The organism is Actinocorallia aurea, from assembly GCF_054783995.1.
In genome coordinates this window covers 17,454-42,158 of the sequence record NZ_BAAGPQ010000024.1, presented here as the reverse complement: position 1 = coordinate 42,158, position 24,705 = coordinate 17,454, and the positions used below count along the sequence as shown (strand labels likewise).

At 70.3% G+C, this 24,705-nt stretch carries 17 protein-coding genes; 9 read left to right on the top strand and 8 right to left on the bottom strand.

What is annotated here, in order from left to right:
• Positions 1-16 precede the first annotated feature (16 nt).
• A complete protein-coding gene (locus tag ACYVOM_RS27240; RefSeq protein WP_460306365.1) occupies positions 17-880 on the bottom strand; it encodes a DNA-3-methyladenine glycosylase family protein in 864 nt (287 codons plus the stop codon).
• Positions 880-1,947, bottom strand: a complete 1,068-nt coding sequence (gene manB / locus ACYVOM_RS27235) for a mannose-1-phosphate guanylyltransferase (RefSeq protein ID WP_460306364.1) — start codon at positions 1,945-1,947, stop codon at positions 880-882. Before manB ends, ACYVOM_RS27240 begins: the two co-directional genes overlap by 1 nt.
• A gap of 87 nt (positions 1,948-2,034) precedes the next feature.
• On the opposite strand from manB, the gene ACYVOM_RS27230 reads away from it, so the two are divergent.
• Together ACYVOM_RS27230 and trxA are read left to right on the top strand one after the other, a co-directional pair.
• A complete protein-coding gene (locus tag ACYVOM_RS27230; RefSeq protein WP_460306363.1) occupies positions 2,035-3,000 on the top strand; it encodes a lysylphosphatidylglycerol synthase transmembrane domain-containing protein in 966 nt (321 codons plus the stop codon).
• Positions 2,997-3,320: a thioredoxin gene (gene trxA / locus ACYVOM_RS27225; protein ID WP_460306362.1), complete on the top strand. Its 324-nt coding sequence runs from the start codon at positions 2,997-2,999 to the stop codon at positions 3,318-3,320. Before ACYVOM_RS27230 ends, trxA begins: the two co-directional genes overlap by 4 nt.
• 6 nt (positions 3,321-3,326) lie before the next feature.
• Here the strand turns inward: trxA and ACYVOM_RS27220 are convergent, their stop codons facing one another.
• Positions 3,327-4,439 carry a glycosyltransferase family 4 protein gene (locus tag ACYVOM_RS27220; RefSeq protein WP_460306361.1) on the bottom strand — a complete coding sequence of 371 codons (1,113 nt, stop codon included), beginning with the start codon at positions 4,437-4,439 and terminating at the stop codon, positions 3,327-3,329.
• Positions 4,440-4,449: 10 nt separating this feature from the next.
• Entirely contained in the window at positions 4,450-5,358 is a 909-nt protein-coding gene (locus ACYVOM_RS27215) for a glycosyltransferase family 2 protein (RefSeq protein WP_460306360.1), read from the bottom strand.
• A gap of 164 nt (positions 5,359-5,522) precedes the next feature.
• Here ACYVOM_RS27215 and ACYVOM_RS27210 point away from each other — a divergent pair, with 164 nt between their 5' ends.
• Positions 5,523-7,061 (top strand): LCP family protein, encoded by a 1,539-nt coding sequence (locus ACYVOM_RS27210; protein WP_460306359.1) that lies wholly within the window; start codon positions 5,523-5,525, stop codon positions 7,059-7,061.
• 8 nt (positions 7,062-7,069) lie between these two features.
• Here the strand turns inward: ACYVOM_RS27210 and ACYVOM_RS27205 are convergent, their stop codons facing one another.
• The gene (locus tag ACYVOM_RS27205) at positions 7,070-9,106 is read right to left on the bottom strand and encodes a hypothetical protein (RefSeq protein ID WP_460306358.1); all 2,037 of its coding nucleotides are present in this window, start codon (positions 9,104-9,106) and stop codon (positions 7,070-7,072) included.
• Between the two features lie 121 nt (positions 9,107-9,227).
• Between ACYVOM_RS27205 and ACYVOM_RS27200 the strand changes: the two genes are divergently transcribed.
• The 6 genes from ACYVOM_RS27200 (at position 9,228) to ACYVOM_RS27175 (ending at position 17,671) form a co-directional block, all read left to right on the top strand.
• A complete protein-coding gene (locus ACYVOM_RS27200; RefSeq protein WP_460306357.1) occupies positions 9,228-9,962 on the top strand; it encodes a TIGR03089 family protein in 735 nt (244 codons plus the stop codon).
• 17 nt (positions 9,963-9,979) lie between these two features.
• Positions 9,980-11,413 carry an LCP family protein gene (locus ACYVOM_RS27195; protein WP_460306356.1) on the top strand — a complete coding sequence of 478 codons (1,434 nt, stop codon included), beginning with the start codon at positions 9,980-9,982 and terminating at the stop codon, positions 11,411-11,413.
• Between the two features lie 101 nt (positions 11,414-11,514).
• Complete coding sequence (locus ACYVOM_RS27190) at positions 11,515-12,558, top strand: acyltransferase family protein (protein ID WP_460306355.1); 1,044 nt, start codon at positions 11,515-11,517, stop codon at positions 12,556-12,558.
• A gap of 188 nt (positions 12,559-12,746) precedes the next feature.
• Complete coding sequence (locus ACYVOM_RS27185) at positions 12,747-14,939, top strand: bifunctional glycosyltransferase/CDP-glycerol:glycerophosphate glycerophosphotransferase (RefSeq protein ID WP_460306354.1); 2,193 nt, start codon at positions 12,747-12,749, stop codon at positions 14,937-14,939.
• Positions 14,940-15,072: 133 nt separating this feature from the next.
• Positions 15,073-16,344, top strand: coding sequence for an FG-GAP repeat domain-containing protein (locus ACYVOM_RS27180; RefSeq protein ID WP_460306353.1), 1,272 nt, complete (start codon positions 15,073-15,075; stop codon positions 16,342-16,344).
• Between the two features lie 94 nt (positions 16,345-16,438).
• Complete coding sequence (locus tag ACYVOM_RS27175) at positions 16,439-17,671, top strand: phospholipase D-like domain-containing protein (protein ID WP_460306352.1); 1,233 nt, start codon at positions 16,439-16,441, stop codon at positions 17,669-17,671.
• A gap of 60 nt (positions 17,672-17,731) precedes the next feature.
• On the opposite strand, the gene ACYVOM_RS27170 is transcribed toward ACYVOM_RS27175, so the two are convergent.
• From ACYVOM_RS27170 to ACYVOM_RS27160, 3 genes are all read right to left on the bottom strand, one after another.
• Entirely contained in the window at positions 17,732-21,124 is a 3,393-nt protein-coding gene (locus tag ACYVOM_RS27170; RefSeq protein ID WP_460306351.1) for a CDP-glycerol glycerophosphotransferase family protein, read from the bottom strand.
• 125 nt (positions 21,125-21,249) lie between these two features.
• Positions 21,250-22,746, bottom strand: a complete 1,497-nt coding sequence (gene mptB / locus ACYVOM_RS27165; protein WP_460306350.1) for a polyprenol phosphomannose-dependent alpha 1,6 mannosyltransferase MptB — start codon at positions 22,744-22,746, stop codon at positions 21,250-21,252.
• 75 nt (positions 22,747-22,821) lie between these two features.
• Complete coding sequence (locus ACYVOM_RS27160) at positions 22,822-24,672, bottom strand: glycosyltransferase family 2 protein (protein WP_460306349.1); 1,851 nt, start codon at positions 24,670-24,672, stop codon at positions 22,822-22,824.
• Positions 24,673-24,705 lie beyond the last annotated feature (33 nt).

Sequence of the window (24,705 nt, the reverse complement as noted above, 5' to 3'; positions counted from 1 at the left end):
ACTTAAAGAAAGTCCCTCAAAACCGGCGATAGTCCCGGACGCTCAGGCGGTGCCCGCGCCGCGGCGGGGAGTACCCGGCGAGCTGCAGCAGCACCGACACGCGGTAGCGCTGGCCCCGGTACGGCTCCAGGAGTTCGAGCATGCCCGCGTCGTCCACCTTGCGGCCGAGGAACGCCCAGCCGACGATGCCGGGCAGGTTGTAGTCGCCGACCGACACCGCGTCCGGGTCGCCCAGCGCGCGCTGGCGCACCTCGGCCGTCGTCCACGGGCCGACGCCCGGCAGCAGCGGCAGCCGCTCGGGATGCCCTTCGAGCCGCACCCGGCTCGCCCCGATGATGGTCCGCGCCCGCGCCGCCTCCGCGCCCGCCCTGTGCCACTCCCAGGACGGGATGGACCGCCACACCTCCGGCGGCGGCGGCACCCGCATCTCCGGCACGCCCGGCGCGGGCTCCCCGAACCGCCGCAGCAGGTACCCCCACGCCCGCCAGGCCTCCGCGCCCGGCACCTTCTGCTCCAGGACGGCCGGGGCCAGCGCCTCGAAGACCCGGTTCGACCTCGCGATCCGGAAGGGGAAGCGCCGGGCCGCGTCCCGCACCACGTCGTCGACGGGCACGAGCGCGTCCGGATCGTCCTCGGCGCCGAGCAGCGCGGGCAGCGACTCCAGCAGCCAGTCCGCGCCAGGGCCGAACGCCTCGGCCTCCGCCCGTCCGCCCGACGCGCCGACCACGAGCGTGCCGGGGCCGTCGGGCGTGTACGAGGCGCGCCAGACGCGGCCGTCGGGCGTCACCCGGTAGGCGGGGTCGTGCGGGCCGCGCCGGAACACCGCCAAGGTGCGCCGCGGCCTTACCGGCCACGGCGCCTCCCAGACGCGAACGGGCACTACACGTCGCTGGAGAAGCGGACCGCCGTCGGCGGCAGCTCGATGCCCGGCCACAGGCGCAGGCCGTCGCCGAGTTCGTTGCCGGGGCCGACGACCGCGCCGTCGCCCAGGATCGCCCCGTCGAGCATCGCGCCCGACGCGACCCGCGCGCCCCGGCCCAGCACCGAGTTGCGCACCCACGCGCCCTTGGCGACGACCGCCTCGTCGAACAGGACGCTGCCGCTGACGGTCGAGCCCGCCTCGATCGTCGCGTCGCAGCCCACGACCGTGCCCGCGGTGACGACCGCGCGCGGCGACACGTGCGCGCCCTCCAGCGCCAGCATCGGACCCGGCTTTCCGGGCAGCGCGGGCGACTCCAGCAGCCCCGTGACGAGGTCGCACGAGCCGCGCACGAACGCCGAGGGCGTGCCGACGTCCAGCCAGTAGTGCCCGTCCACGAACCCCATGACGGTCTCGCCGGACGCGATCAGCCCCGGGAACGTCTCGCGTTCGACCGAGACGACCTCGTTGAACGGGATCGTGTCGATGACCTCGCGGCGGAAGACGTAGGAGCCGGCGTTGATCCGGTTCGTCATCGGGTTGTTGGTCTTCTCCAGGAACGCGGTGACCCTGCCGTCCGGGGCGGTCGGGACGACGCCGAAGCGGGACGGGTCGTCGACCTCGGTGAGGTGGAGGGTGACCGCGGCTTCGGAGGCGAGGTGCGTCTGGACCTGCTCGGGGATCGAGTGGCCGGACAGGATGTCGCCGTTGAGGACGAGCACCGGATCGTCGGGCTTGCTGATGAGGGCCTGGGCCGCGTTGCGGATCGCGCCTCCCGTGCCGAGCGGGCGCCTCTCGTCGACGTAGACGAGTTCGAGCCCGTACGCCTCGGTGCCGAAGGCCGCCTCGAACATCTCCGACCGGTATGAGGTGGCGAAGACGATCCGGGTGACCCCCGCCGCGCTCGCGCGGGCCAGCTGGTGGGCCAGGAAGGGCACGCCCGCGGTGGGCAGCAGCGGCTTGGGGGTGGAGATCGTCAGCGGCCGCAGCCTCGTGCCCTTACCCCCGACAAGGAGAATCGCTTCCACGCCACACCTTTCTTACAGCGTCTGACCCGGCCGTCCAGAGCAGATCACAGAGCCTACTCGGAGCTTTCTCCCCCATAGGGTGGCCGAGTGAACTCCCGCCGGCTCAAGTCGATCTTCGTTCTGACGGCGCTGGTGTGCTGCCTGTACGGCATCGCGTCGCAGTGGCCGTCGATCGTCGACGCCCTGTCCCGGATGTCGCCCCCTGCTCTGGTCGGCGCCCTCGCCGCGGGCCTGCTCGGCCTCGGCTGCTGGATGCTGGGCTGGCGGGCCCTGCTCGCCGGGTGCGGAGCCCCCCTGCCGGTCCGCGCCACCACCAGGATCATGTTCCTGGGCCAGCTCGGCAAGTACGTGCCGGGGTCCGTCTGGGCGCTCGTGGGCCAGGTGGAACTGGCCAGGGGTTACGGCGTGGCGCGCACCGCGTCGGCCAGCGCGACGATTCTGGCGATGGCCACGACCGTCGCCACGGGATGCCTCACGGCCGCCGCGGCACTGCCCCTGACCTCGGCGGACGCCCTCGCGACCTACTGGTGGGCGGTGGCGCTCACCCCCGTGCTGCTGGCGTGCCTGCACCCCTGGGTCGTCACCCGCGCGCTGAACCTGGCGCTGCGGATCGTGCGGAGGCCACTGCTGGACAGCGCCGTCCCGGCCCGGGCGATGGCCGCTGCGGTCGGCTGGACCCTCCTGGGCTGGGTGTTCTTCGCGGTCCACCTGTGGCTGCTGGCGCCGTCGGGGTCACTGCTGCTGGCGGGCGGCGCGTACGCGCTGGCGTACGTGGTGGGGTTCCTGGTGATCCTCGCGCCGGGCGGCCTGGGCGCGCGCGAGGCCGCCCTGGTCCTCGCCCTCGGGCCCGTCATGGGGCGGGCCGACGCGCTCGTCCTCGCCCTCGCCTCCCGTGCCGTGCTGACGCTCGCGGACCTGATCTGGGCGGGCGTGGGACGGCTCCAGAAGGCCCCCGAGGGAATCCAGGCGGACGCGATCCCGGCGGACGGGAATCAACCGGCGCCCGGCGGCCTTGTCTCCAAGGACGATCACCGTCTTGAGGAGACTTCGTGAGCGCTACGTCCACCGCGACCGACATCGACTTCGCCGCCGAGGTACTGGAAGCCGACCTTCCCGTCCTCGTCGACTTCTGGGCCGAATGGTGCCCGCCCTGCAAGATGATCGCCCCCGTCCTGGAGCAGATCGCCGCCGAGTACGCCGGCAGGCTCAAGATCGTGAAGGTCGACATCGACGCGGCCACCGAGACGGCCCGCTCGTACGGGATCCTCAGCGCGCCGACGCTGAACCTCTACAAGGGCGGCGAGGTGGTGGCCCAGATCGTCGGGGCGAAGCCGAAGCGGGCCCTGCTCAGCGCGATCGACCCGCACCTCTAGCCGAGGTCAGCCAGCCGAGGTCAGCGCGGCGAGGTAGGCCGCCCAGACGGGTTCGGGATCGGGGCGCGTGACCCTGGACCGGAACCCGTCGGGGTCGGCCAGCAGCTTCTCGATCGCCGCGCGCAGCGACGCGGCGTCCCCGGGGTCGGCGAGCACGCCGTCGACGCCTTCGCGGATCTGGCCGGGGAACCCCCCGACCCGGGTCGCGACGACCGGGACGCCGTGCTCGAAGGCCATCAGGACGTTCTGCGAGGCCGTCGCAGAACGGTACGGCAGCACCAGCGCGTCGGCGGCGCGCAGCAGGCCCGGTATCTCCTCCGCGGGGAGGTACCCCGGACGGAGGTCCACCCTCGCGGACAGGCCGAGGGAGGCGATGAGCTCCCGCGTCTCCTCAAGGCCCGACCAGAACTCCCCCGCCACCGTGAGGCGGACGCCGTCCGGCAGGGCCCGCAGCAGCACGTCCAGGCCCTTGTAGGGCCGGACGATGCCGAAGAACAGCAGCCCGCCGCCCCCTGTCGTGTTCTCCGGGCCCGGTGCACGAACGCTTTGAGAGCCCGCGGGCCGGGCCGTCTCCGCGCCGCGTGGTGCGGGCAGGTGCGGTGCCAGTTCGGCGACGGCGACGGGCGCGTCCGTCAGCGCGCGCGCCAGCTCAGCCTGGGCGGGGGTGTGCGTGAGGACCCCGCCGACGCGGCGGAGCAGCGCCCGCATGAGCGGCCTGTCGTAGGGCTTCGGCTCGTGCGGCAGGACGTTGTGGCACAGCGCGACGGCCTTGCGCCGCCCTGCGCGTCCCAGCCCCTGCAGGATCCCGAGGTACGCCGGCACCTGAACCGACGAGAGCACGGCGAACACGACGAGGTCGTAGGCGCGCAGCCGTCTGCCCGTCAGGTACCACCCGTCCGGACGCCGCCAAGACAGCCTCCGGTAGGTGGCCGGGAAAACGTCGCCCTCAGGCACGTCGATCGTCTGCTGCCCCGGATACAGGAACCCCGGGTACTGCGCCTTCCACGACTCCAGGACGACCTCGTGCCCTGCCGCCGCGAGGCGGTGGGCCAGCTCCGTGGTGTGCCGGGCTCCGCCGCCCTTGTAGGGGAAGGCAGGGCCGACGAGCGCGATCCGCATCCGGCGCGGCCTAGGCGTCGCCGCGGGAGCGGACGATGAGGTCGGCGAGCAGCGCGAGGGAGACGGTGAGCAGCCCGCTCATGAACATCAGCATCGTGTTGTTCGACAGGTAGAGCAGGTTGTGCGTGAACTGGTCGATCACGCCCTTGACGACTGCGAGGCCGAGCAGCCACAGCGCGACCGGCATGAGCACCTTGAGCGGGTTGAAGTACATGATCATCCGCAGCACCTGGAGGATGTAGCGGTAGGCGTCCTTGGTGAAGTGGAACTTGGACTTGCCCGCGCGCTTGGCGTAGTCGATGGGCAGGTACCGCACCCCGTGCTGGTTGCACAGGAACGCCAGGGTGATCGTGGTGACGCAGGAGAACCCGGGCGGCAGCAGCCGCAGGTAGGGCCGGGCGACCTCCTTGCGGAACGCGCGCAGCCCGGAGTTCAGGTCCGGGATCCGCGACCCGGACAGCCGCTCGGCGATCTTGCGGATGGCCCACTTGGCGGGGACCCGCAGCACCTTGTGCGAGCCCTCCTCGGTCAGCCGCGCGCCGACGACCTGGTCGACGGTCGGGTCGGTGTCGAGGATCTCGACGAGTTCCGGAATCCGCTCGTTGGGGTAGCTCATGTCGGCGTCGGTCCACACCACGATCTCGCCCCGTGCCTGCTGGCTGCCGACCCGCCGGATCGTGCCGGACCCGCTGTTGTGGTGGAACGGGATGACGCGCAGGTGCGGGAAGCGCGGCTCGGCCTCGCGGAGGCGGGCCAGCGTCTCGTCGGTGGAGCAGTCGTCGAAGGCGAGCAGCTCGTAGGTCTGGCCGCTCGCGTCCAGGGCCTTGGTGATGCGTTCGACCTCGTCGACCACATGGTCCTGCTCGTTGTAGCAGGGCAGGACGACGGTGACGTGCACAGGCTGCTGCTCGGGGCTCACGGCGCCCAAGCCTACAGACCCCCGCGTCACCACCCCGGAATCCGGACAAACAAACACCGAAGATCATGGAATCGGGACAACAACACCGGACATCCCGCCAACTACTACACAGTTCCGCCATACTGCTGCACAATCTTGCAACACTCCGGACTCGGGCAGGGGTCATGCGCGGCGGAATCGACTACGGGCTGGACTTTCTGGAGACTCCGGAGATCAGCGGCGCCTATGAGAACGCACAGCCGCCGAGCAAGGCCTGGAAGATCGTCCAGTGGGTGTCGATCGCGCTCGCGGCCTGCATGGTCATCGGCAGCCTCACGGCCTACGGGTTCTACTACAAGTTCATGCACAACATCGTGGGAGAGAAGGATCCCGGAAGCCTCGATCCCGACAAGCGGCCGGAGAAGCTGGACAGCTCCGTCAACATCCTCATCCTCGGTTCCGACACCCGGGCCGGCAAGAACGGGAACTACGGCCACACCGAAGGCGAGCGCTCCGACACCGCGATCGTCCTGCACCTGTCGGCCGGCGGCGAGAAGGCCATCGCGATCAGCTTCCCGCGCGACTCCTGGGTGGCGATCCCCGAGTGCAAGGACAAGGACGGCAAGGCCGTCGGCGCCCGTACCGACAAGATCAACTCGGCCTTCGCCTACGCGGGCGCCTATTGCACCTGGGCGACGATCGAGAGCCTCACCCAGATCCGCATCGACCACTATGTGAAGGTCGACTTCACCGGCTTCAAGGACATCGTCAACGCGCTCGGCGGCGTCCAGATCTGCTCGCCGATCGCCTTCGAGGACCCCAAGGCCCAGCTGGTGATCCCCAAGGCCGGCAAGCAGACGATCAACGGCAAGCAGGCGCTCGGCTGGGCCCGCACCCGCTACAAGCTCGGCGACGGCACCGACCTCGGCCGCATCCAGCGCCAGCAGCAGCTGATGAGCTCGATCGTGCAGAAGGTGACGAACAGGGGCATCCTCGCCGACCCGCCCAAGCTGCTGTCCTTCGTCAACGCGGTCACCAAGTCACTGAAGACGGACGAGGGCTTCAACGCCACCGAGATCACCGACCTCGCCGGCAAGGTCAAGGGCCTGCGGCCCGACAACATCAAGTTCGTCACCGTGCCCTGGCGGTACGCCACGGAGGCAGAGCGGGCGTCCGACCCCGCTCTGGCCGGCGTCGTGTTCTGGCAGGACAGCGCCCAGGACCTCTTCGACGCGATCCGTCGCGACAACAAGGTGCCGAGGACCACCAAGACCCCGAAGGCGACCGAGGCCGCCGACGGGGGCGGGCAGGCCGGAGCCGACGGCGCGGCGGCCGACACGCCGAAGGTGAAGGCCGCGGACGTCGTCGTGAAGGTCTACAACGGCACCGACCGGCAGGGGCTCGCGGGCCGGGTCGTCACCGACCTGACCGCCAAGAAGTACCAGGCGTCCCTCGGCTCCACCGGCAGCTACGAGAACGGCGCCCTGAAGAAGACGGTCATCGCCTACGGCACCGGCGGCGAGGCCGCGGCGGCCCTGCTCGGCAAGCTGCTGCCCGACGTCACCCCCAAGCTCGACGCATCCCTTGAGGCGGGCACCGTCCACCTCTACCTCGGCGCCGACTACGTGGGCCTGGGCGGGGCCGGCGCGTCGATCCCCAAGGTCGACGACGAGGTCAAGGCCTCCGACGACATCTGCAAGGCCGGCGGCACGAGCGACGCCTGAGCCCGCGCTCATCCGTCGACGATCTCCGCCATCCACACGGTGATGGTCAGGGACCACGTGGAGCGCGGCCGGGACTCCAGCGCGTGGCCGTCCTGGCGGGTGCGCAGGTCGACGACCTGGACGGGTTCGCCGTAGGCCGCCACGTCCGAGGAGTTCGCGCCGAGCACGACGACCCGGCGCTCCCGGTCGAGGACGCGGGCGGCGACGCGGTCCACGTCGGCCTTGGCCGCGCCGTGGACGCGGGCCGTCGGGATGCCGCAGGTGTCGCGGAGCACGGGTGAGAACCGGTCGGCGGTGACCCGCTCGACGATGAGCACGGTGACGCCCTGGCCGAGTTCCCGGCACAGCGCCTGGACCGCGGCGCGCTCGCCCTGGTCGACCGGCTTGAACACCAGGCCCGCCGACGCCGCGCCGATGGGGAACGTCAGCGCCACGGTCCCGGTGAGCGCGAACAGGAACGTCACGGCCCTGCCGTAGCCGGTGCGGCGGACCCTGCGCGTCGCCCACGCCAGGGCCCACACCGCGAACAGCAGCAGCCCCGGGATGACGACCGAGACCAGCCGCCGCGACGCCCACGGGTGGTCGGGGGTGATCCCGGGCCGCAGCAGGGTCGCCACTGTCGTGAGGGCGATCAGCCCGTACGGCAGCACCCATTCGGGCGACGCGCGGCGCAGCATCCGGCGCAGCAGCAGCGCCGCGCCGGCGGTGGCGAGGATCAGGGCGGGGATTCCGACGTACCAGGCGACCCAGTGCAGGGACAGCTCGGTGTACTGCCGGGTGCCGTCGACGGGGAGGCCGATCGCCTCCTGGATGTAGGCGATGTACTGGGAGTTGAACTCGTCGTCGGCGTTGGCGGGGATCCGCCGCACGGTCTGCACGTAGGGCCGGACCGCGAAGCCGATCATGAGCAGGACGGTCAGGGCCGCGGCGACGTCGGGGATCCTGCCGCGCGCGACCCAGTCGCCGCCGCGCCGGAACGACTCGGGCCGCCACCGCCACAGCGCCGCCATCGCGGCGGTGCCGAGCACGGTCGCGGCGGCCACCGCGAGCAGTGGCAGCAGTGAGCCGCTGAGGTAGTCGAGGTAGGGCCCCGACAGGACGTAGCCCTCGGCCAGCCCCGCGCCCGCGCCGACGACCACGCCCGCGGCCAGCGGCAGTCCGGTGGGCCTGCGCCGAGCGAAGAGCACCCCGGCGAAGACGATCACCGGGAGGATGTCGCGCAGCCCGTCGATCCGGACCAGCACCACGAGCCCGAAAGCCAGGCCCGCGAGGAAGGCGCGCGCCCTGCCTTCGCGCAGGTCGCGCACGTCGTGCAGCAGGCAGAGGCCGCCGAGCAGCAGCACCAGCGCCGCCGACTCGCTGTAGGTGGCGCGGGACACGAACATCACCGGCCAGCACAGCGCGAACGCCAGCGCGCCCACGGGCGCCCAGAGCGGTCCGACGAGCCGGGCGGTGAGGCCGCCGAAGGTGAGCACCGCGCAGGCGCCGAGCAGGGGGGCGATGGCCAGCAGCGCGCTTGTCCCGCCGATCCAGCCGCCCAGGGCCAGCAGGATCGGCAGTCCGGCCATGAACTGCGGGTAGATCGCCTCGTCGCCTTGGGCGTAGAAGCCCGGGCTGTCGAACCGCAGGGCAGGGTCCGGCCCGCCGAACGCCCACAGCGAGGTCGAGACCGGCAGCGAGCCGTGGCCGTTCAGCCAGGCCGCGAACTGGGCGTAGGTGGCGGGGTCGCGCCGGACGATGAGCTGCTCGGAGTTGAACTTCAGCTGCACCGCGAGAAAGACCACGGTGACCAGCAGGACGCCGACGGGCGGCCACCAACTCCAGGGACGCGCCGCCTCTTTGGCGGCCGGCGCGCGGACCGCGCCGCGCAGGCCCACCATGAGCGCCGCCGCCGCGGCGAACGGGAACAGCGCCAGCGCGGGCCCGATCGTGAAGGAGCCGAGCAGCAGCAGCGGAAGCCCGATGACGAGCCAGGCGGTCACGAGCAGGGCGGGCGCGACGCTGAGGCGCGCCAACGCGCTGGGCGGTACCGCTCGGGTTGTCACGGTGCAGCAGGGTAACGGGTGCCTCATGTGATGGCCGTGAGGCTGAGAGCCGTGCGGCGGGCTTTCGACAGCGGGTCGAGGAGGGACAGTCCTTCCCCGCCGGCCTCGGTACCCTTCCGCCATGGATCTCACGCGCGGTTCGGCCCAGCGCCCGCTGGTGACGTTCTACGACGACGCCACGGGCGAGCGGCTGGAGTTCTCCCGCCGCACCCTCGACAACTGGATCGCCAAGACCGCGAACCTGCTGGTGGAGGGCCTTGACGCGCAGCCGGGCGGCCGGGTGGTCGTCGACCTGCCGCTGCACTGGCAGACCGTCGTGTGGATCTTCGCCTCGTGGTGGGCGGGCCAGGAGGTCGTCCTCGGCCGGGACGCGGTCCGCGAGGAGGAGGGCGTCTGGGTCACCGACGATCCGGCCTCCGCGCCGGAGTGGCCCGAGGAGGTCGTCGGCCTCTCCCTCGACGCGATGGGCGGTCCGCTCAAGGACGCGCCCGCGTGGGTGACGGACTACGCGGTGGAGGTCAGAGGGTACGGAGACCGTTTCTCTCCGTATGTCCACGTCGGCGACAAGCTGACTGTGACGAACGCCACATTCACCACATCACAGCTAGATACCGAAATAGCCTCATTCCTCCTGGAAAACAGGGTTCACGCGGATGATCGGGTACTGGTGGCCGCCCCGTTCACCGACGCGCGGAGTCTGATCTCCGGCCTGCTGGCCCCTCTCAGCGCCGAAGGATCGGTCATACTTTGTCGCAACCTTGACGATGATCTGGTGTCGCACAGGATCGAAACGGAGCGCGTGACCGCAGTAGCCGGACTGGAAACGTCGTACGCCAACGTGCGCCGTCTTCCGTGACCTACTCTCGTGGAGCCATGAACAGCCCCCTGTATCTCGACTACGCCGACGACGCCAAGGCGCCGCAGCCGGAGACCCTGGAGAACAAGGGGGTCTCCAAGGGCTGGAAGGCACTCGGCTGGACCTCCATCGCCCTGTCCGGTGTCCTCGTCATGGGCAGCATCTCCGCTTATGGCTACGTCAGGTACCTCGACCACCGGATCACCCGCGTCGACATCGACGACAAGGTCGCCAACGCGGTGCCGAAGCTCAACGAAGCCGTCAACATCCTCCTGCTCGGCTCAGACTCCCGGCAGGGCAAGGACAACGTGAAGTACGGCGCGAGCCTGGCGAACGAGACGCCGCGCGCCGACACCACGATCCTCATGCACCTGTCCCCAGGCGGCGGCGCGATCACCGGCATCAGCTTCCCGCGCGACCTCATGGTCGACATCCCCGCCTGCGACACCCCCGACGGCGGCACCTCCGCCCCGCAGACCGCGATGATCAACTCGGCGTTCGCCATCGGCGGCGTCGAGTGCACCTGGAAGACCATCCAGTCGATCACCAACATCCACATCGACCACGCCGCCGTCGTCGACTTCGCCGGCTTCAAGGGCGTGGTCGACGCGATCGGCGGCGTCCAGATCTGCCTGCCGAACGACGTCGACGACCCGCAGAGCAAGCTCACCCTGAAGAAGGGCAAGCACACCGTCAAGGGCGAGACCGCCCTGGCGTACGTGCGGGCCAGGCACGGCCTCGGCGACGGCTCCGACCTCAGCCGCGTCAAACGCCAGCAGCAGTTCCTCGGCTCGGTCGCCAAGAAGGCGCTCAGCCAGGGCGTCCTGGCCAACCCGGCGAAGCTGAACGGCCTGCTGAAGTCGGTCACCAAGACCGTCGAGGTGGACAGCGGCTTCTCCATCTCGGCCATGGCCGACCTGGGCACGAAGCTCAAGGGCGTCAAGGTCGACAAGATCCGCTTCGTGACGGTGCCCTACACGGCCTACGCGCCCGACCCCAACCGGGTCGCGCTCGCCCAGCCGAACGCCAACACCTTCTTCTCGCAGATCGCCAACGACAACGAGATCGAGGACCTGAACAAGAAGGCCGCGGCGACGGTCCCGGCCGCCGAGGTCAAGGTGAAGGTCCTGAACGGCAGCGGCATCGAGGGCGCCGCGGCCCGCACCGGCGAGGCGCTCACCGCCAAGGAGTTCCAGGTCCTGTCCGTCGGCAACCCCAAGGAGCTGCCGACCGAGACCCAGATCCTGTACGGCGAGGGCGCGGAGGCCGCGGCCAACACGCTGGCCAAGCAGGTCTCCGGCGTCACGCCGACCGCGTCGGACAAGGTCGCGCCCGGCACCGTCCACCTGGTCCTCGGCCCCGGCTGGACGGGCCTGGTCACCAAGACCAAGCTGCCCAAGAAGCTCGACGGCGAGATCAAGGCCAACGACAACATCTGCGCCAAGACCTGACCCCGGACCCTTAATACCGGGTTAATTCGGTGACACGCACGGAGACGCCGCGCTGCTAGGTTCTCATGCACCTTTCAGCAGGCTCTCATGTGGGATTCACCTTGACGCAGACCGCCGTACCGGGACAGGCCACCTCACCGGCACCTCCCGCGCCGAAGACACGCGATCCGTTCTTCGACAACGCGAAATACCTGGCGATCGTCCTCGTGGTGCTCGGACACGCGCTGGCCGGGATGCGGGCCTACGGCGTCGCCGAGGGCGTCTACACGTTCCTGTACCTGTTCCACATGCCGCTGTTCATCGTGATCACCGGATACTTCTCGCGGTCGTTCTCCTTCAGCCGCCGCAAGGCCCAGCGCCTCCTGACGGCGGTCGGCGCGCCCTACGTCGTCTTCGAGGTCGCCTACTCGCTGTTCGAGTGGCACTTCAACGACAAGAAGCACCTGGAGATCAGCCTCCTCGACCCGATCTACCTGACCTGGTTCCTGCTCGCCCTGTTCCTGTGGCGGCTGTCCACCCCGGTCTGGCAGCAGATCCGCTGGCCGCTGGCCGTCGCGACGGGGATCTCCCTGCTGGCCTACACCGCGCCGCTGGCCACCGACCTGGAGATGCACCGGGTCTTCGGGCTCGCCCCGTTCTACGTGCTGGGCCTGTGCCTGCGCCCCGAGCACTTCGACCTGATCCGCCGGCCCGGGGCCCGTCCCGTCGGCTACGCGGTCCTCGCCGCGGGGCTCGCCGGGGCGTTCCTCATCAAGGACCGGGTGGACTACCGCTGGTTCTACTGGCGCGACGCGCACAAGGCCTTCAACGTCGACTGGATCACCGGCACCGCGATGCGCCTCGCGATGATGGCCGCCGCGCTCGTCCTGGTCGCCGCGTTCCTCGCGGTGGTGCCGCGGCGGCGCCACTGGTTCACCGCGCTCGGCGCGGCGACGATCTTCTCCTACCTGCTGCACGGGTTCGTCATCAAGTACGCGCAGTTCCAGGGCTGGGACGGCGCCGAGGTCTTCCAGACGCCCTGGGGACTCGCCGCGACCGTCGTGTTCTGCGTGGTTCTGGCCACCGCGCTGTGCACGCCGCCGATCCAGAAGATGTTCCGATGGGCGGTAGAACCCCGGGCAAGCTGGGCTTTCACCCGAAAGTGATACAGAACACCCTTATTACAGGTACCCATCGGCGAGATGAACGTAGCTTGACGCTGTCCGGAAGTCTGTAGAGTCGTCGGATGCCGCGCGCGTGATCGTGATCATCAGGGCATGGTCGACGCCTCGGTAGACTCGCGGCAGGCCTGCCGCCGGCCAAGCCTCCATTGCTGGAAACGGATTCATCTGGAATGAGCAGCGTGTTCCTGAGTGTCATCGTGCCCGTGCACGGCGTCCAGGGTTACCTCCGCCAGTGCCTCGACTCGATCCTCTACCCGGGGTGCCCCGACCTCGAAGTGATCGCGATTGATGACAAGTCCCCGGACGGCTGCGGCGCCATTCTGGACGAGTACGCGCTGCGGGACCCGCGGCTGCGCGTCGTCCACCTCGAACAGAACGTGGGCCTCGGTGAGGCCCGCAACGTGGGCCTCTCGCTCGCGACGGGCGAGTACGTCTGGTTCTTCGACAGCGACGACTACGCCGCCGACGGGGCCATGGGCTCGGTCTACGACCGACTCCACGAGACCCGCCCCGACGTCCTCATCTTCGACTACGCGCGCTCGTACTGGCACGGCAAAGTGCAGCGCAGCGTCATCAACAAGCTGTTCCGCGAGCCCCCGGCCCCCGACGTCTTCGCGCTGAAGGACCGCCCCAGCGTCCTGCAGTTGATGATGACGGCCTGGAACAAGGCGATCCGCCGGGAGTTCCTGGTCGACCTCGGCCTGAAGTTCAGCGGCGGCTACTACGAGGACATCAACGTCACGTACCCGATCCTCATGGCGGCCGACAAGCTCAGCCTCCTCGACGAGGTCGTCTACATCTACCGCCAGCGCCGCCGCGGCGCGATCACGCGCACCGGCGGCAAGAAGCACTTCGACGCCTTCGCCCAGTACGAGCGCATCTTCGCGTTCATGGACCGGCACCCCGAGACCGACCAGTACCGTCCGCTGATGTTCGACAGGACGATCTGGCACCTCCTGATCATCCTCGGCCGCGGCGACCGGGTGCTGCCGGAGGACCGCGCGAAGTTCTTCGCCGGCATGTCGAAGATCTACAACACCTTCCGTCCCAAGGCGCACGTCATGCCCGAGGACGCCCAGCTCGCGGCCAAGTACAAGCTGATCGAGAAGAACAACTACCGGGCGTTCGCGACCTCCAAGCGGCTCAACGAGCAGCGCCTGTCGGCCAAGCAGAAGCTGCGCAAGACCAAGCGGCTGGCCCGGCGCGGGATCAACTTCGCCAAGGGCAAGGCCAAGGGCCTGTACTACCGCGGCCAGCTCCGCATGCCGCTCGACCCGAACCTCGCCGTCTACGCGGCGTACTGGTACCGGGGCTACGCCTGCAACCCCGCGGCGATCTACGAGAAGCAGCGGGAGCTCGCGCCCAACATCAAGGGCGTCTGGGTGGTCCGCAAGGGCTCCCACAAGGACATGCCCGAGGGCATCCCGTACGTGGTCGCGGGCAGCCGCGCCCACTCCCGCCTCATGGCGCGGGCCAAGTACTTCGTCAACAACGTGAACTTCACCGACGACCCGGTCAAGCGCAAGGGCCAGGTCCACGTGATGACGCAGCACGGCACCCCGCTGAAGAAGATGGGCCTCGACCAGATGGAGTTCCCCGTCTCGGCCGGGGACATGGACTTCCGCGAGCTGATCATGCGGGCGGACCGCTGGGACTACCTGGTGTCGTCCAACCCGCTGTCCAGCGAGGCGTGGGACCGCGGCTTCCCGTGCTCCTACGAGATGCTGGAGACCGGCTACCCGCGCAACGACCGCCTCGTGCGGGCGACCGAGGCCGAGAAGGCCCGGCTGCGCGAGCAGCTCGGCATCAAGCCGGGTGTGAAGGCGATCCTCTACACGCCGACCCACCGCGACTACATGAAGCGGTTCGTGCCGCAGTTCGACCTCGTCCAGTTCGCCAAGACCCTCGGCCCGGACTACGTCCTGCTGCTGCGCGCGCACTACTTCTACAAGCCGAAGAAGCGCGGGCTGCCCGAGGACCGGATCATCGACGTCTCGGCCTACCCGAGCGTCGAGGAGCTGATGATCGCCTCCGACGCGCTCATCACGGACTACTCCTCCATCATGTTCGACTACGCGGTCCTGGAGGACCGGCCGATCGTGATCTACGCGAACGACTGGGACACCTACAAGCGCACCCGCGGCGTCAACTTCGACCTGTCGCAGCAGCCCCCCGGCGTGTTCGCGCAGACCGAGGAGGAGCTCACCTCGGCGTTCCTGACCGGCGCGGCCTGGGGCGGCTCGGCCGCCAAGGACCGGGTCGAGTTCCGGGCCAAGTACTGTCCGTGGGACAACGGCAGCGCCGCCGAGCGCGTCGTCCGCCGCGTCTACCTGGGCCAGCAGCTTCCCAAGCCCGTCCGGTAGATACCGGAAAAGCATAAATAGCGAAAAAAGTCCGAACCCTTCCTCCCGGGTCAGCGTCCCACGCAGCACACCCCCGGGAGGAAGGGTTCCGTCTTTCCCGCGGCGGCCTTCTCCCCTGACGAGGAAGGCTCCCGTGCGTCTTCGCTTCCTTTCCTGCGCCGCTCTCCTGCCCGTCGCGCTCTCCGTCCTGCCCGCCGGCGCCGCCTCGGCCGCCCCCCGCCCCGCGAAGGCCGGGGACTTCGACGGTGACGGGCGGCGCGACCTCGTCGTCGTCTCGCCCGAACTGCGCAAGGGCCACGCGCAACTCGGCGTCGTGACCGTGCGCTACGCCGACGGGAAGGTCCGGCACCTGGCCACCCGCGACGGCGGATCGGCCGCGGAGACCTCCGTGTCGGCGGACTTCGACCGCGACGGGTACGCCGACCTCGCGGCCACCGGGAACGCCTCCCAGGGCGTGGTCGTCATCTACGGGTCCGCCAAGGGGCTGTCCAAGAGGCGCGCCTACCTTCGGGTGCCGCACACGGCGCCCAGGATCCAGCGCCTCCTCGCCGTGGGCGACTTCGACGGCAACGGACGGCCCGACCTCGCCGCGACCGCCGGGGCCGAGACGCGCGTCTTCCTCGACGTGAGGCGCGGCGCCCCCGCGTCGACCACCCGACTGCCCGCCGCCACCCAGCCGGTGACGCCCGTCGCCGCCGACGTCACCGGCGACGGATACGACGACCTCTACCTCGCGAGCGCGGCGGACTCCGACGTCCTGCTCCGCGGCGGCCGCAAGGGCTTCGCCACGCCGATCCGCGAGCACCACCACGTCACCTGGACGGCCCCGGTCAGCGCCGCCACCGGCGACTTCAACAAGGACGGGCAGGACGACATCGCGCTCCTGTACGGGGGCGACACCGTCCGGATCCTCCAGGGGTACAGCGGCGGCCTCCTGCACACCGTGCGCTACATCACGGGTGAGGAGACCGGCTTCCCCGGCAGACCGCTCGTCGCGCACCCGCAGTCGTCCCTCGCCGTCGGCGACGTGGACCGGGACGGGCGCGACGACCTCGTCCTCGGCCAGCCCGGAGGCGGGCCGAACGCGTCCGGGCGGGTCGTGGTCCTGTACGCCGACCGCAACGGCATCCGGATGAACCGGGCGCGGGCCTTCCACCAGGGGCAGAAGGGGCTCGGCGCGACGCCGCGCGCCGACGACCGGTTCGGCTCCGCCGTCGCGCTCGTCGACCTCTCCGGCGACCGCTCCCCCGAACTCGTCGCCGCCGCCTCCGGCGAGGGCCGGATCTACGTGCTGCGCAACGCCGGAAAGCGGTTCACCCCGGCCGGACCCCGCAAGCTCACCCCCGCCGGATGGGGCCTCACCGGAAGGGGATGGACGGCCTCGTTGCTCACTCCAGACGAATAAAAGTGGCCAACGTCCGAATTTCTCAAGAAAGCATCGTGATGATCCGGTAATGTCACGCGCTGATGTTCTTGTACGTGGCTGGGGAGGTTTCGGGGTGCTGAGGAGCAAGGCCCGCAGACGTGGGCTCGCCGGGGTGCTGGCGACGGTGGCGGCGGCCGGGACGGTCGTGGCGCTACCGACGGCGCAGGCTGCCGCGGCGGGCGGGGTCAAGTCGCACGTGGTGTTCAACAACCCGATGACCGACAAGGGCGCGCGCAACATCGAGAACCGCATCACCAAACTGGTGAAGGGCGCCCGCTCCGGCAGCAAGATCCGGATCAGCGTCTACCGGTTCTCCAACGCCTACGGCATCGCCGACGCGCTCATCGCCGCCGACCGGCGGGGCGTCGACGTCCGGATCGTCGCCGACAAGTTCTCCCTCAAGCGCTGGGGCCCCGACTACGCCCCGACCGGTTTCGAGCGGGTCCGCGACGCGATCGGCGGCGACAAGGCGATCACCTGCCCGGAGACCCGGGCGTGCATCGGCGAGAAGCTGAACCACACGAAGTTCTTCCTCTTCAGCAACACCCGCGGCACCGCGAACGTCGTCGTGCAGACCTCGCAGAACCTCAACGCGACCGGCGGCACCACCACCGACTGGAACGACGCGGTCGTCCTCGCCAACGCCGCGGGCACCTACCGCGCCTACGACCAGTACTTCAACGACCTGTGGGCCCGCAAGCCCGTCGCGAACTACTGGAAGAAGCGCGGCGGCGTCATCGCCAGCCCCGAGTCCGCCGTCCAGTTCTTCCCCAAGGCCAAGCAGACCAACGACCCGGTCGCCAAGACGCTGCGCCAGGTCAAGTGCGTCTACAAGACGCCGAAGGGCAAGACCGCCAAGAGCCACATCCGGATCGCCACGGGCGCGTTCAACAGCAAGCGCGACGAGGTCGTCACCGCTCTGGCAGGCCTGGTCCGCAAGGGCTGCATCGTCGAGGTCATGACGACCGTCGACCCGGCCGACGGCACCCGCACCGCGGTCATCCCGACGCTGCGGAACGCCGGCATCAAGGTGTACGACTTCGGCGAGTACACCAGCCCGAACCCCATGCACTCCAAGTACACCCTGATCTCCGGCAAGCTCGGCGCCAAGATCGGCAAGTTCGTCTGGACCGGCAGCGCCAACATGACCTGGGGCTCCCTCCACCAGGACGACGAGGCGATCCTCCAGATCAAGCACCTCGGCAAGACCAGCATCAAGAAGGTCCACGCCAAGTACGTCTGCAACTTCAACCGGGCCCGCGCCCAGTTCCTCGGCCGGCCCATCCCCGCCCCGAACTGCAAGTAGCCCTCACGCGGCAAGGCCCGTCTCCCTTCCGGGAGGCGGGCCTTGCCGCTGCTGTGGGGGTCAGTCCTTGCCGAAGACCCGGTCCACCACGCGGGAGGCGGCGTGGCCGTCCTCCAGGGAGCAGAAGCGGGCGTGGAAGGCGTCGTAGGCGGGGCTGTACTTCTCGGCCACGACGTCCAGGTTCTTCAGGGCTTCGACGAGGGCGTCGGTGGTCTCCAGGAGGGGGCCCGGGGCCTCGGACTCGAAGTCGAAGTAGAAGCCGCGGAGCTTGTCGCGGTAGTGGGAGAGGTCGTAGGTGTAGAAGAGCATGGGTCGGCGGAGGTTCGCGAAGTCGAACATCACCGAGCTGTAGTCGCTCACCATGACGTCGGCCGCCAGGTACAGCTCGGCGATGTCGGGGTAGAGGGAGGCGTCCCGCAGGAACGGGGCGTCCGGGGCGCCGTCGACGACGTTCGGGTGCAGCCGGGCGACGAGCACGTGGTCGTCGCCGAGTTCCCGGCCGAACACGTCGAGGTCGATGTTCCAGTCGGCCTTGTACCTGCCCTGCCCGTAGAACTGGTCGTCCCGCCAGGTCGGCGCGTACAGCACCACCTTCTTGCCGTCCGGGATCTCCAGTTTCTCGCGGACGGACGCGGCGATGGCGTCGGCGTCGGGCGAGTACAGGACGTCGTTGCGGGGGTAGCCCGCCTCGATGATCTCGCCCTCGTACTTGAACGCCCGCCGGAGGATCTCGGTGCTGAACGGGTTGGGCGACACCAGGTGCGTCCACTCCGGCAGCTTCGCCTCGCCGACGGTCGCCGCGTGGGCCTTCTGCATGCCCGGCGCGTAAGCGAAGTGGACTTCCTTGACGTCCCTGCCGATCTTCTTCAGCGGGGTGCCGTGCCACGTCTGCAGGACGGTCTGGTCGGGGTGCCGCCGGAACCAGTCGCCGAGCCGGTGGTTGGTGACGATGTACCGCGAGGTGTGGACGGCCTCGTGCCAGTCGCGCCCGTTGAGCCGAACGGCCTTGGCCGTCGGGGGGAGTTCGACCTGCCCGTCGCCGACGACCCAGAGCTGTTCCAGGGTGCTGCCGCGGCGGACCAGCTCCTCGTGGATCGCCTTGTTGCTGTCGGCGTAGAGCCGCCCGTTGAAGCAGCTGAACAGGACGGCGTCGCGCAGCCCCTGCTCCTTGACCTTGAGCCTGGCCTCCTGCCGCATCCTGGCGGAGGCACCCTGCTCCTCGGGCAGGATGTCGTTGCCGACCTCCAGCACGACCTTGCCGCCCTGGCTCTCCACGGCGTAGGGCCGGTATCCGACCTCGACCGCCTCGGGCAGCACCGCGTCGTCGGCGAGCCGGACGGCGAGGGGCCGCGCGTCGCCCACGTGGAACAGGACGTCCCATTTGCCCGCACGCAGCGGAAGGGTGCCGGCGAGTGAGGTGATCCGGGTGAGCGGGATGACGGTCTCGCCGGCCCGCATCGGGAAGGAGAGGTCCTGTTTGCGGCCGCGCGCCCGCAGGACGACGGTGCCGTCCCGGTGGACGGCGTGGGCGCCGCGCAGCGTGAGCACGCCGTTCGCGTCGAGTTCGGCCCGTTCCACCAGGTAGCGGGCGGTCCGCAGGCTGAGCTGGGTGTATCCGGAGCCGTTGCGCCCGGCGATCGCCTCGCGTTCGCCCGTGAGGAGCCGTTCCGGCTCGCTCTCCTCGGCCAGGACGACCTTGACGCCGTCCAGTTGGAACTGCCAGGCGACGGTGTCGTCGAGCTTGGTGGTGTCCTGCCGCACCTCGGGGAGTTCGGCGAGGGGGATGCGGGCGGTGAAGGCCCGCCCGCCCTTGCCGCCGGCCCCGGTGAACTCGACGGGGAAGGACACGGACTTGTCGAGGCGGATGAGCGTGAGCCGCCCGCCGCCCTTCTTGCCCTTGCCTGCGCCCTTCCCGGCGCCCTTCGCGCTCCCGGTGACCTCCAGCACGTCGCCGTCCCACCGCAGTCCGGTGATCTTCGCCTGGACGGTCTCGACCCGCAGCCGCAGCTTCTTGTCGACCATTTCAGGGACGATCCGGACATCGTCGGCCACATACCCGTACGGCGGGTAGAGCCCGGACCCGGTCGATCCGGCCTGCAGGGGCCCTTCGCGCAGGAGGCCGTCGGCGAAGACCCAGGCCCGGACCTGCCAGACGCCGTCCTTCCAGCCGCCGCGCCGCCGCAGCCGCGCCGGGTCCACGGTGAACTCCAGGCCGCGCCAGGCCTTGCGGCGCAGCGACTGCCGGGCCCGCACGCGGATCCTGCGCTTGCCCTGGCGGAGGGTGACGCCCTTGGTGGAGCGCCAGCGTCGCCGCATCGGCACCGAGGCGATGTCGGCCTGCGCGGAGACGGCGATCTTCCCGCCGCGCCAGGTGATCTCCTCGACGCGGCCGCGCAGGTGCACCTCGGAGCCCGCCCGGTAGACGGCGGCGGGGATGGCGAGGGCGTCGTCCTTCCAGTAGGGGTAGACGACGTAGCGCCGCAGCCCGTCCCGCACGATCGACGGGTTCGTGCCGCCTCGCTCGTACCGGACGACCTTCACCAGTTCGGTGACGAGGCGCCGGGACGCCAGATGCCATTTCAGCCGGCTGAGCGTGCCCAGTTCCTGGAAGATCCGGGGCTCGACGGTCTCGGCGAACTCGGCGGCCAGCTCGACGGTCCGGGCGCGGTCCTGGGGTTCGGCGTCGGGGAGCGCGTCGAGGAAGACCCGCAGTTCGCGGTCGAGCAGGGACAGCTCAAGGGCACGGCGGTCGGCGGCCTTCCAGCGGCCGTCGAGTGCGCCGCGGATGGCGGCGACCGCGGCGAAGGCGCTGGCGGCGTCATTCGGGTCGGTGGTGGGGCCCGCCTGGAGGGGGGCGCGGCGTTCGACGGCGAACTCGGGGAGCACCTCGACCGCTTGGGCGAGCTGGTAGGCGAGCACCGCGGGGGCGAGGTCGGGGAGGCGGTCGGCGTCGGGGAACCGCAGCCCGGCGGCGTCCCAGAACGTCCGGCGGAAGAGGTTGCCCGTCACCAGCCTGTCGTTGAGCAGGCCGGGATTCTTGCGGAGGGACGTCGCGTGTTTGCGCGATGCGAAGGGTCCCTTGTGCAGCCAGGACCTGCGGACCCCGCCGGTCTCGGTGATGACGCCGACGTTGCCGGCCGCGAAGTCCGCGTGGGACCCGGCGAGCGCGGTGTGCAGGAGTTCCAGCGCATCGGCGGGGGTCCGGTCCCCCTCGTCGACGAAGAACAGGTACTCGCCTCGGGCCGAGCTCACGCCCAGCTCCCGCGCGGCCCCCCGGCTCAGGCCGGATCCGGCCAGCGCCTTGAATCGCTCGTCGGGCAGTCCGCCTTCGGGGAGGGCGCCGTCATGGACGACGAGGGCCTCGAAGTCGGCGTACGTCTGCCGTGCCAGCGACTCCAGGCTCTCACGCGTATCCGGCTCGTCGCCCGAGACGAGCACGATGACACTGATCATCAGGAGTTCTCACATATTTCGGTGGCAGTTCACTGGTCATGCGCTTATCCGTCATTGCTCGGTCAGCGGAGTGTACGACGTGAGCCATTCCCCATGCCGGGACATCCCACCGTGTGGGAGGTCCGTCATCTCCCGGCGGCGGCGAGAACGCCTGTTTCGCCTGGGGAATCCGTTTCATCGGTGCGCTTACGGGTAGTTCGCTCCGGAATCATCATCATGATCACGACAATGATCATGATCATTCCCAGCGCGGCGGACGTCCACCAGTTGTTCACCGGGTCGCGCACGAACGGCATCGGGTCCGGCCACGGGTTCCCGCGGAACTGCGGCACGCCCGGCAGGAAGCCCAGGGAGCCGACGGCGAGCCGGATCTGCATCAGGCCGTCGATCCTGGTGCGCGGGGCCAGCGCCAGCAGCGGGAAGATCAGCGGGTCGTACCAGGGATGCTGGACGGGCGAGGCGATGAGCACCGCGGCGCACACCGCGAACGCGACCCGCGCGGCCTGCCCCTGCCGGGTGGCCGCAGGGGTCAGCTTCCACAGCAGCGCAGCGACGATCACCGCGGCGCAGAGGTAGCCGAGCTGGGCCATCTGGGAGTGGGTGGTGTCGATCCCCCAGCGCGGCAGATACCGCCACGGGTTGGTGGGCGAGGCGTCCGAGGACTTCTCCATGAGGATCTCGAACGCCCGCGGCCCGGCCATCAGGTAGCAGCCGAGCCCGGTCGCCGCGACCCCGCCGAGCAGCCCGAGCAGCGTCGGCGCCGAGCGCCGCGCGACCCAGGCCAGGCCCAGCCCGGCGATGAAGAACGGGGCCTTGACGCCGCCGGCGAGCCCGATCAGCGCGCCCGCGTACATGCCCGCCGCCCACGCAGGGGTGCGCTGGGAGGCCCTGAAGAAGACGGCGAAGGCCGCGACCATGAACGCCGCGCCGAAGACGTCGTTGTGCGCCCCTGCCGCGCAGGCCCAGAGCATCAGCGGGTTGCAGGTCCACAGGACGTGCGCCCTGACCTTGGCCGCCGGGCCCTCGGCCAGCCGGTGCAGCAGCACCGCGACCGCCGCGAACGCGCCCGCCGCGGCGAGCTTGAGCACCGAGACGATGGCGAACATGGACGTCCCGCCGAGCCAGGCGGCCCCGGCGAACATCGCGTTCGAGACCGGCCCGTAGACCGAGGGGGTCTGCCGCCAAGCCTGCGGGGCGTAGGCCGCGACGGGATCGCGCAGATCGATCAGGAGCTGCGGCACCGTCTGGTAGGGATCATGGCCCAGCAGGAGGATTCGTCCGTACAGGGCATAACTCTGGACATCGGTGGATCCACCCACCGGAACCAGCGCGAAGGCCAGAGCGGCCAGCAGGCCCCCGTACAGGAGCATCCGTGGGGCGGGCAGCCAGCCCAGGCGCAGGGCCAGGAGGCAGAGGCAGACGCCGACCGTGCCGAAGCCGACCATGCCGAAGGTCAGCGCGACGATCAGGGCCGCACTCGGATCGGCCGAGAGCGACCACCCGCCGCCGCTCTCGGGCACCGTGTTCGACGGGCCGAGCAGGCAGGCGAACAGGCCGAGGCCCACCGCGGTCAGTGCCGCAATGATCCCGACGTTCCCCAACAAGCGGGATCTTGCGGACATGTCGTTAAGGGTATGCACAGACGCCCTTCCGCGGACCCGAACCCGGACCGCCCTCGGAAGTCGGGTCCACGAAAGTCAGGCTTTGGCGCGCAGTCCCGCCTTGGCGAGCAGCCGCGGCAGCACCGGCGCCGGGGCGAGGCTCACCGCGAGGCGCCCGCCGTTCGTCCGGTACGGCCGCCCGGTCCTGCGCAGCCCGACCCGGCCCGAGGCGAGCCCGTCGGGCAGGAACGCGCCGCGCATCCCGCCCACCTCGAACTCGACCTGCCAGATGCCGTCGCGCATCTGCTTGAGCGGCAGGGCCGCGGTGAAGGAGTCGCCGCTGAAGAGCGCCGGGGCCTCGATCACGTCGTCCTCGCCGCGGAGCTTCGCCACGATCTTGACGGGGGTGGACGCCGGCATCCTCCCGGCGACCGCCAGCACGCCGCCCTCGACCCGCGCCGAGACCGGCCACTCCGGCGTCCTGGACTGCCATCCGGCGTCGACGCTGAGGTTGCCGTAGTCGGTGACGTGCCCGCGGACCACGGGCTTGCCGTCCGCGACCGGCACGTACCTGTCGCCGGGCACGTCGAGCTCGCCCAGCGACGGCCGGGCGGCCACCGGCACCCCGTCCAGCGAGGCGCGCACCACGAGGTCCCAGCGGCCCTTGGCGAGCGTGGTCCGGGCGAAGTCCAGCACGACCCGGAACGGCTTCTCCGAGGCCACCGCGAACAGGAACTCGACGGGATCGTCGCTCCGGTCGCGCAGCACCACCGAGAGCCCTGCCGGGGCGCCCCCAGGCAGCTCCACGTCGCCCTCCAGGACGAGGCCCGAGCCTTCCCACTCGGCCCGGGTCAGCTCGACCCGGAACGGGATCCGGTCGGAGACGTCGAAGCAGGGGTCAGGGAGCTCGCCGAAGCCCGGCGTGGCCTGGTAGACGCGCCCGTCCACGACCTTGAGCGGCGGGACGGCCTCCTCGGCCTCCACGGCCACCCGGTAGGCGACGAGTTCGGGCAGCAGGTCGGCACGCCCGTTGAGCAGGCAGTAGGACAACTGGCGGAAGAAGGGGGCGCTCGCCTCGGTGATCTCCGGGACGAGGTGCCGCTCCATCAGGTCGCGGGCGTATGCCTCGGTGACCGCCCGGCTCTCGGGCGACGCGGCCAGGTAGGCGCGGCCGAAGCGGGAGGTGATCTCCTCGCGGAAGTGCCGCCGCAGCATCCGGTTGCGGGCGTTGCCCGGCTCGGTGTGCTCCTCGACCAGGCGCATCACCCGGCCGATCACCGGGAAGAACGCGTCGTCGACGGCGCCGCCCTGCTGCATGATGCTGCTGCCGTCCTCGCGCTCCACCCAGAAGTAGGCGTCGTAGTCGGCGAGCACGCTGACGGCCTTGGCCTTGAAGTAGGCCAGCGCGGTGAACTCCTGGTCCTCGTGGGACAGCAGGCCCTCGGGGAAGCGCATGTCGCCGATGAGGTCGCGCCGGAACAGCTTGAGCGGCGCCAGGGTGGCGTACAGGTCGGGCCTGTCGTCGTAGATCGTCGTGCGCTCGACCGTCTGGCGGAACAGCCGGACGGGGACCTTGCGCCCGACGCCGACGTACTTGCCGATCACGATGTCGGTGTCGTTGTCCTCGGCCATGGCGACCATGAGCTCGAGGGCGCGCGGCCCGAGCCAGTCGTCGGCGTCCAGGAACAGGACGAACTCCCCCGTCGCCCGGTCCAGGCCCGCGTTGCGGGGGGCGCCGGGGCCGCCGGAGTTGGGCTGGGTGATCACCGTCAGGCGGGGGTCGGTGATCTGCCGGAGCAGGTCGAGGCTGCCGTCGGTCGAACCGTCGTCGACGCAGATCAGTTCCAGGTCGCTCAGACTCTGAGCGAACACGGATCCGACGCAGCGCTCCAGGCTCGTCCGGCAGTTGTAGACCGGCACGATGACGCTGGCTTTGGGATGGGACACGCGAGAATTCCTGTCACAAGGGAGCACATGCAC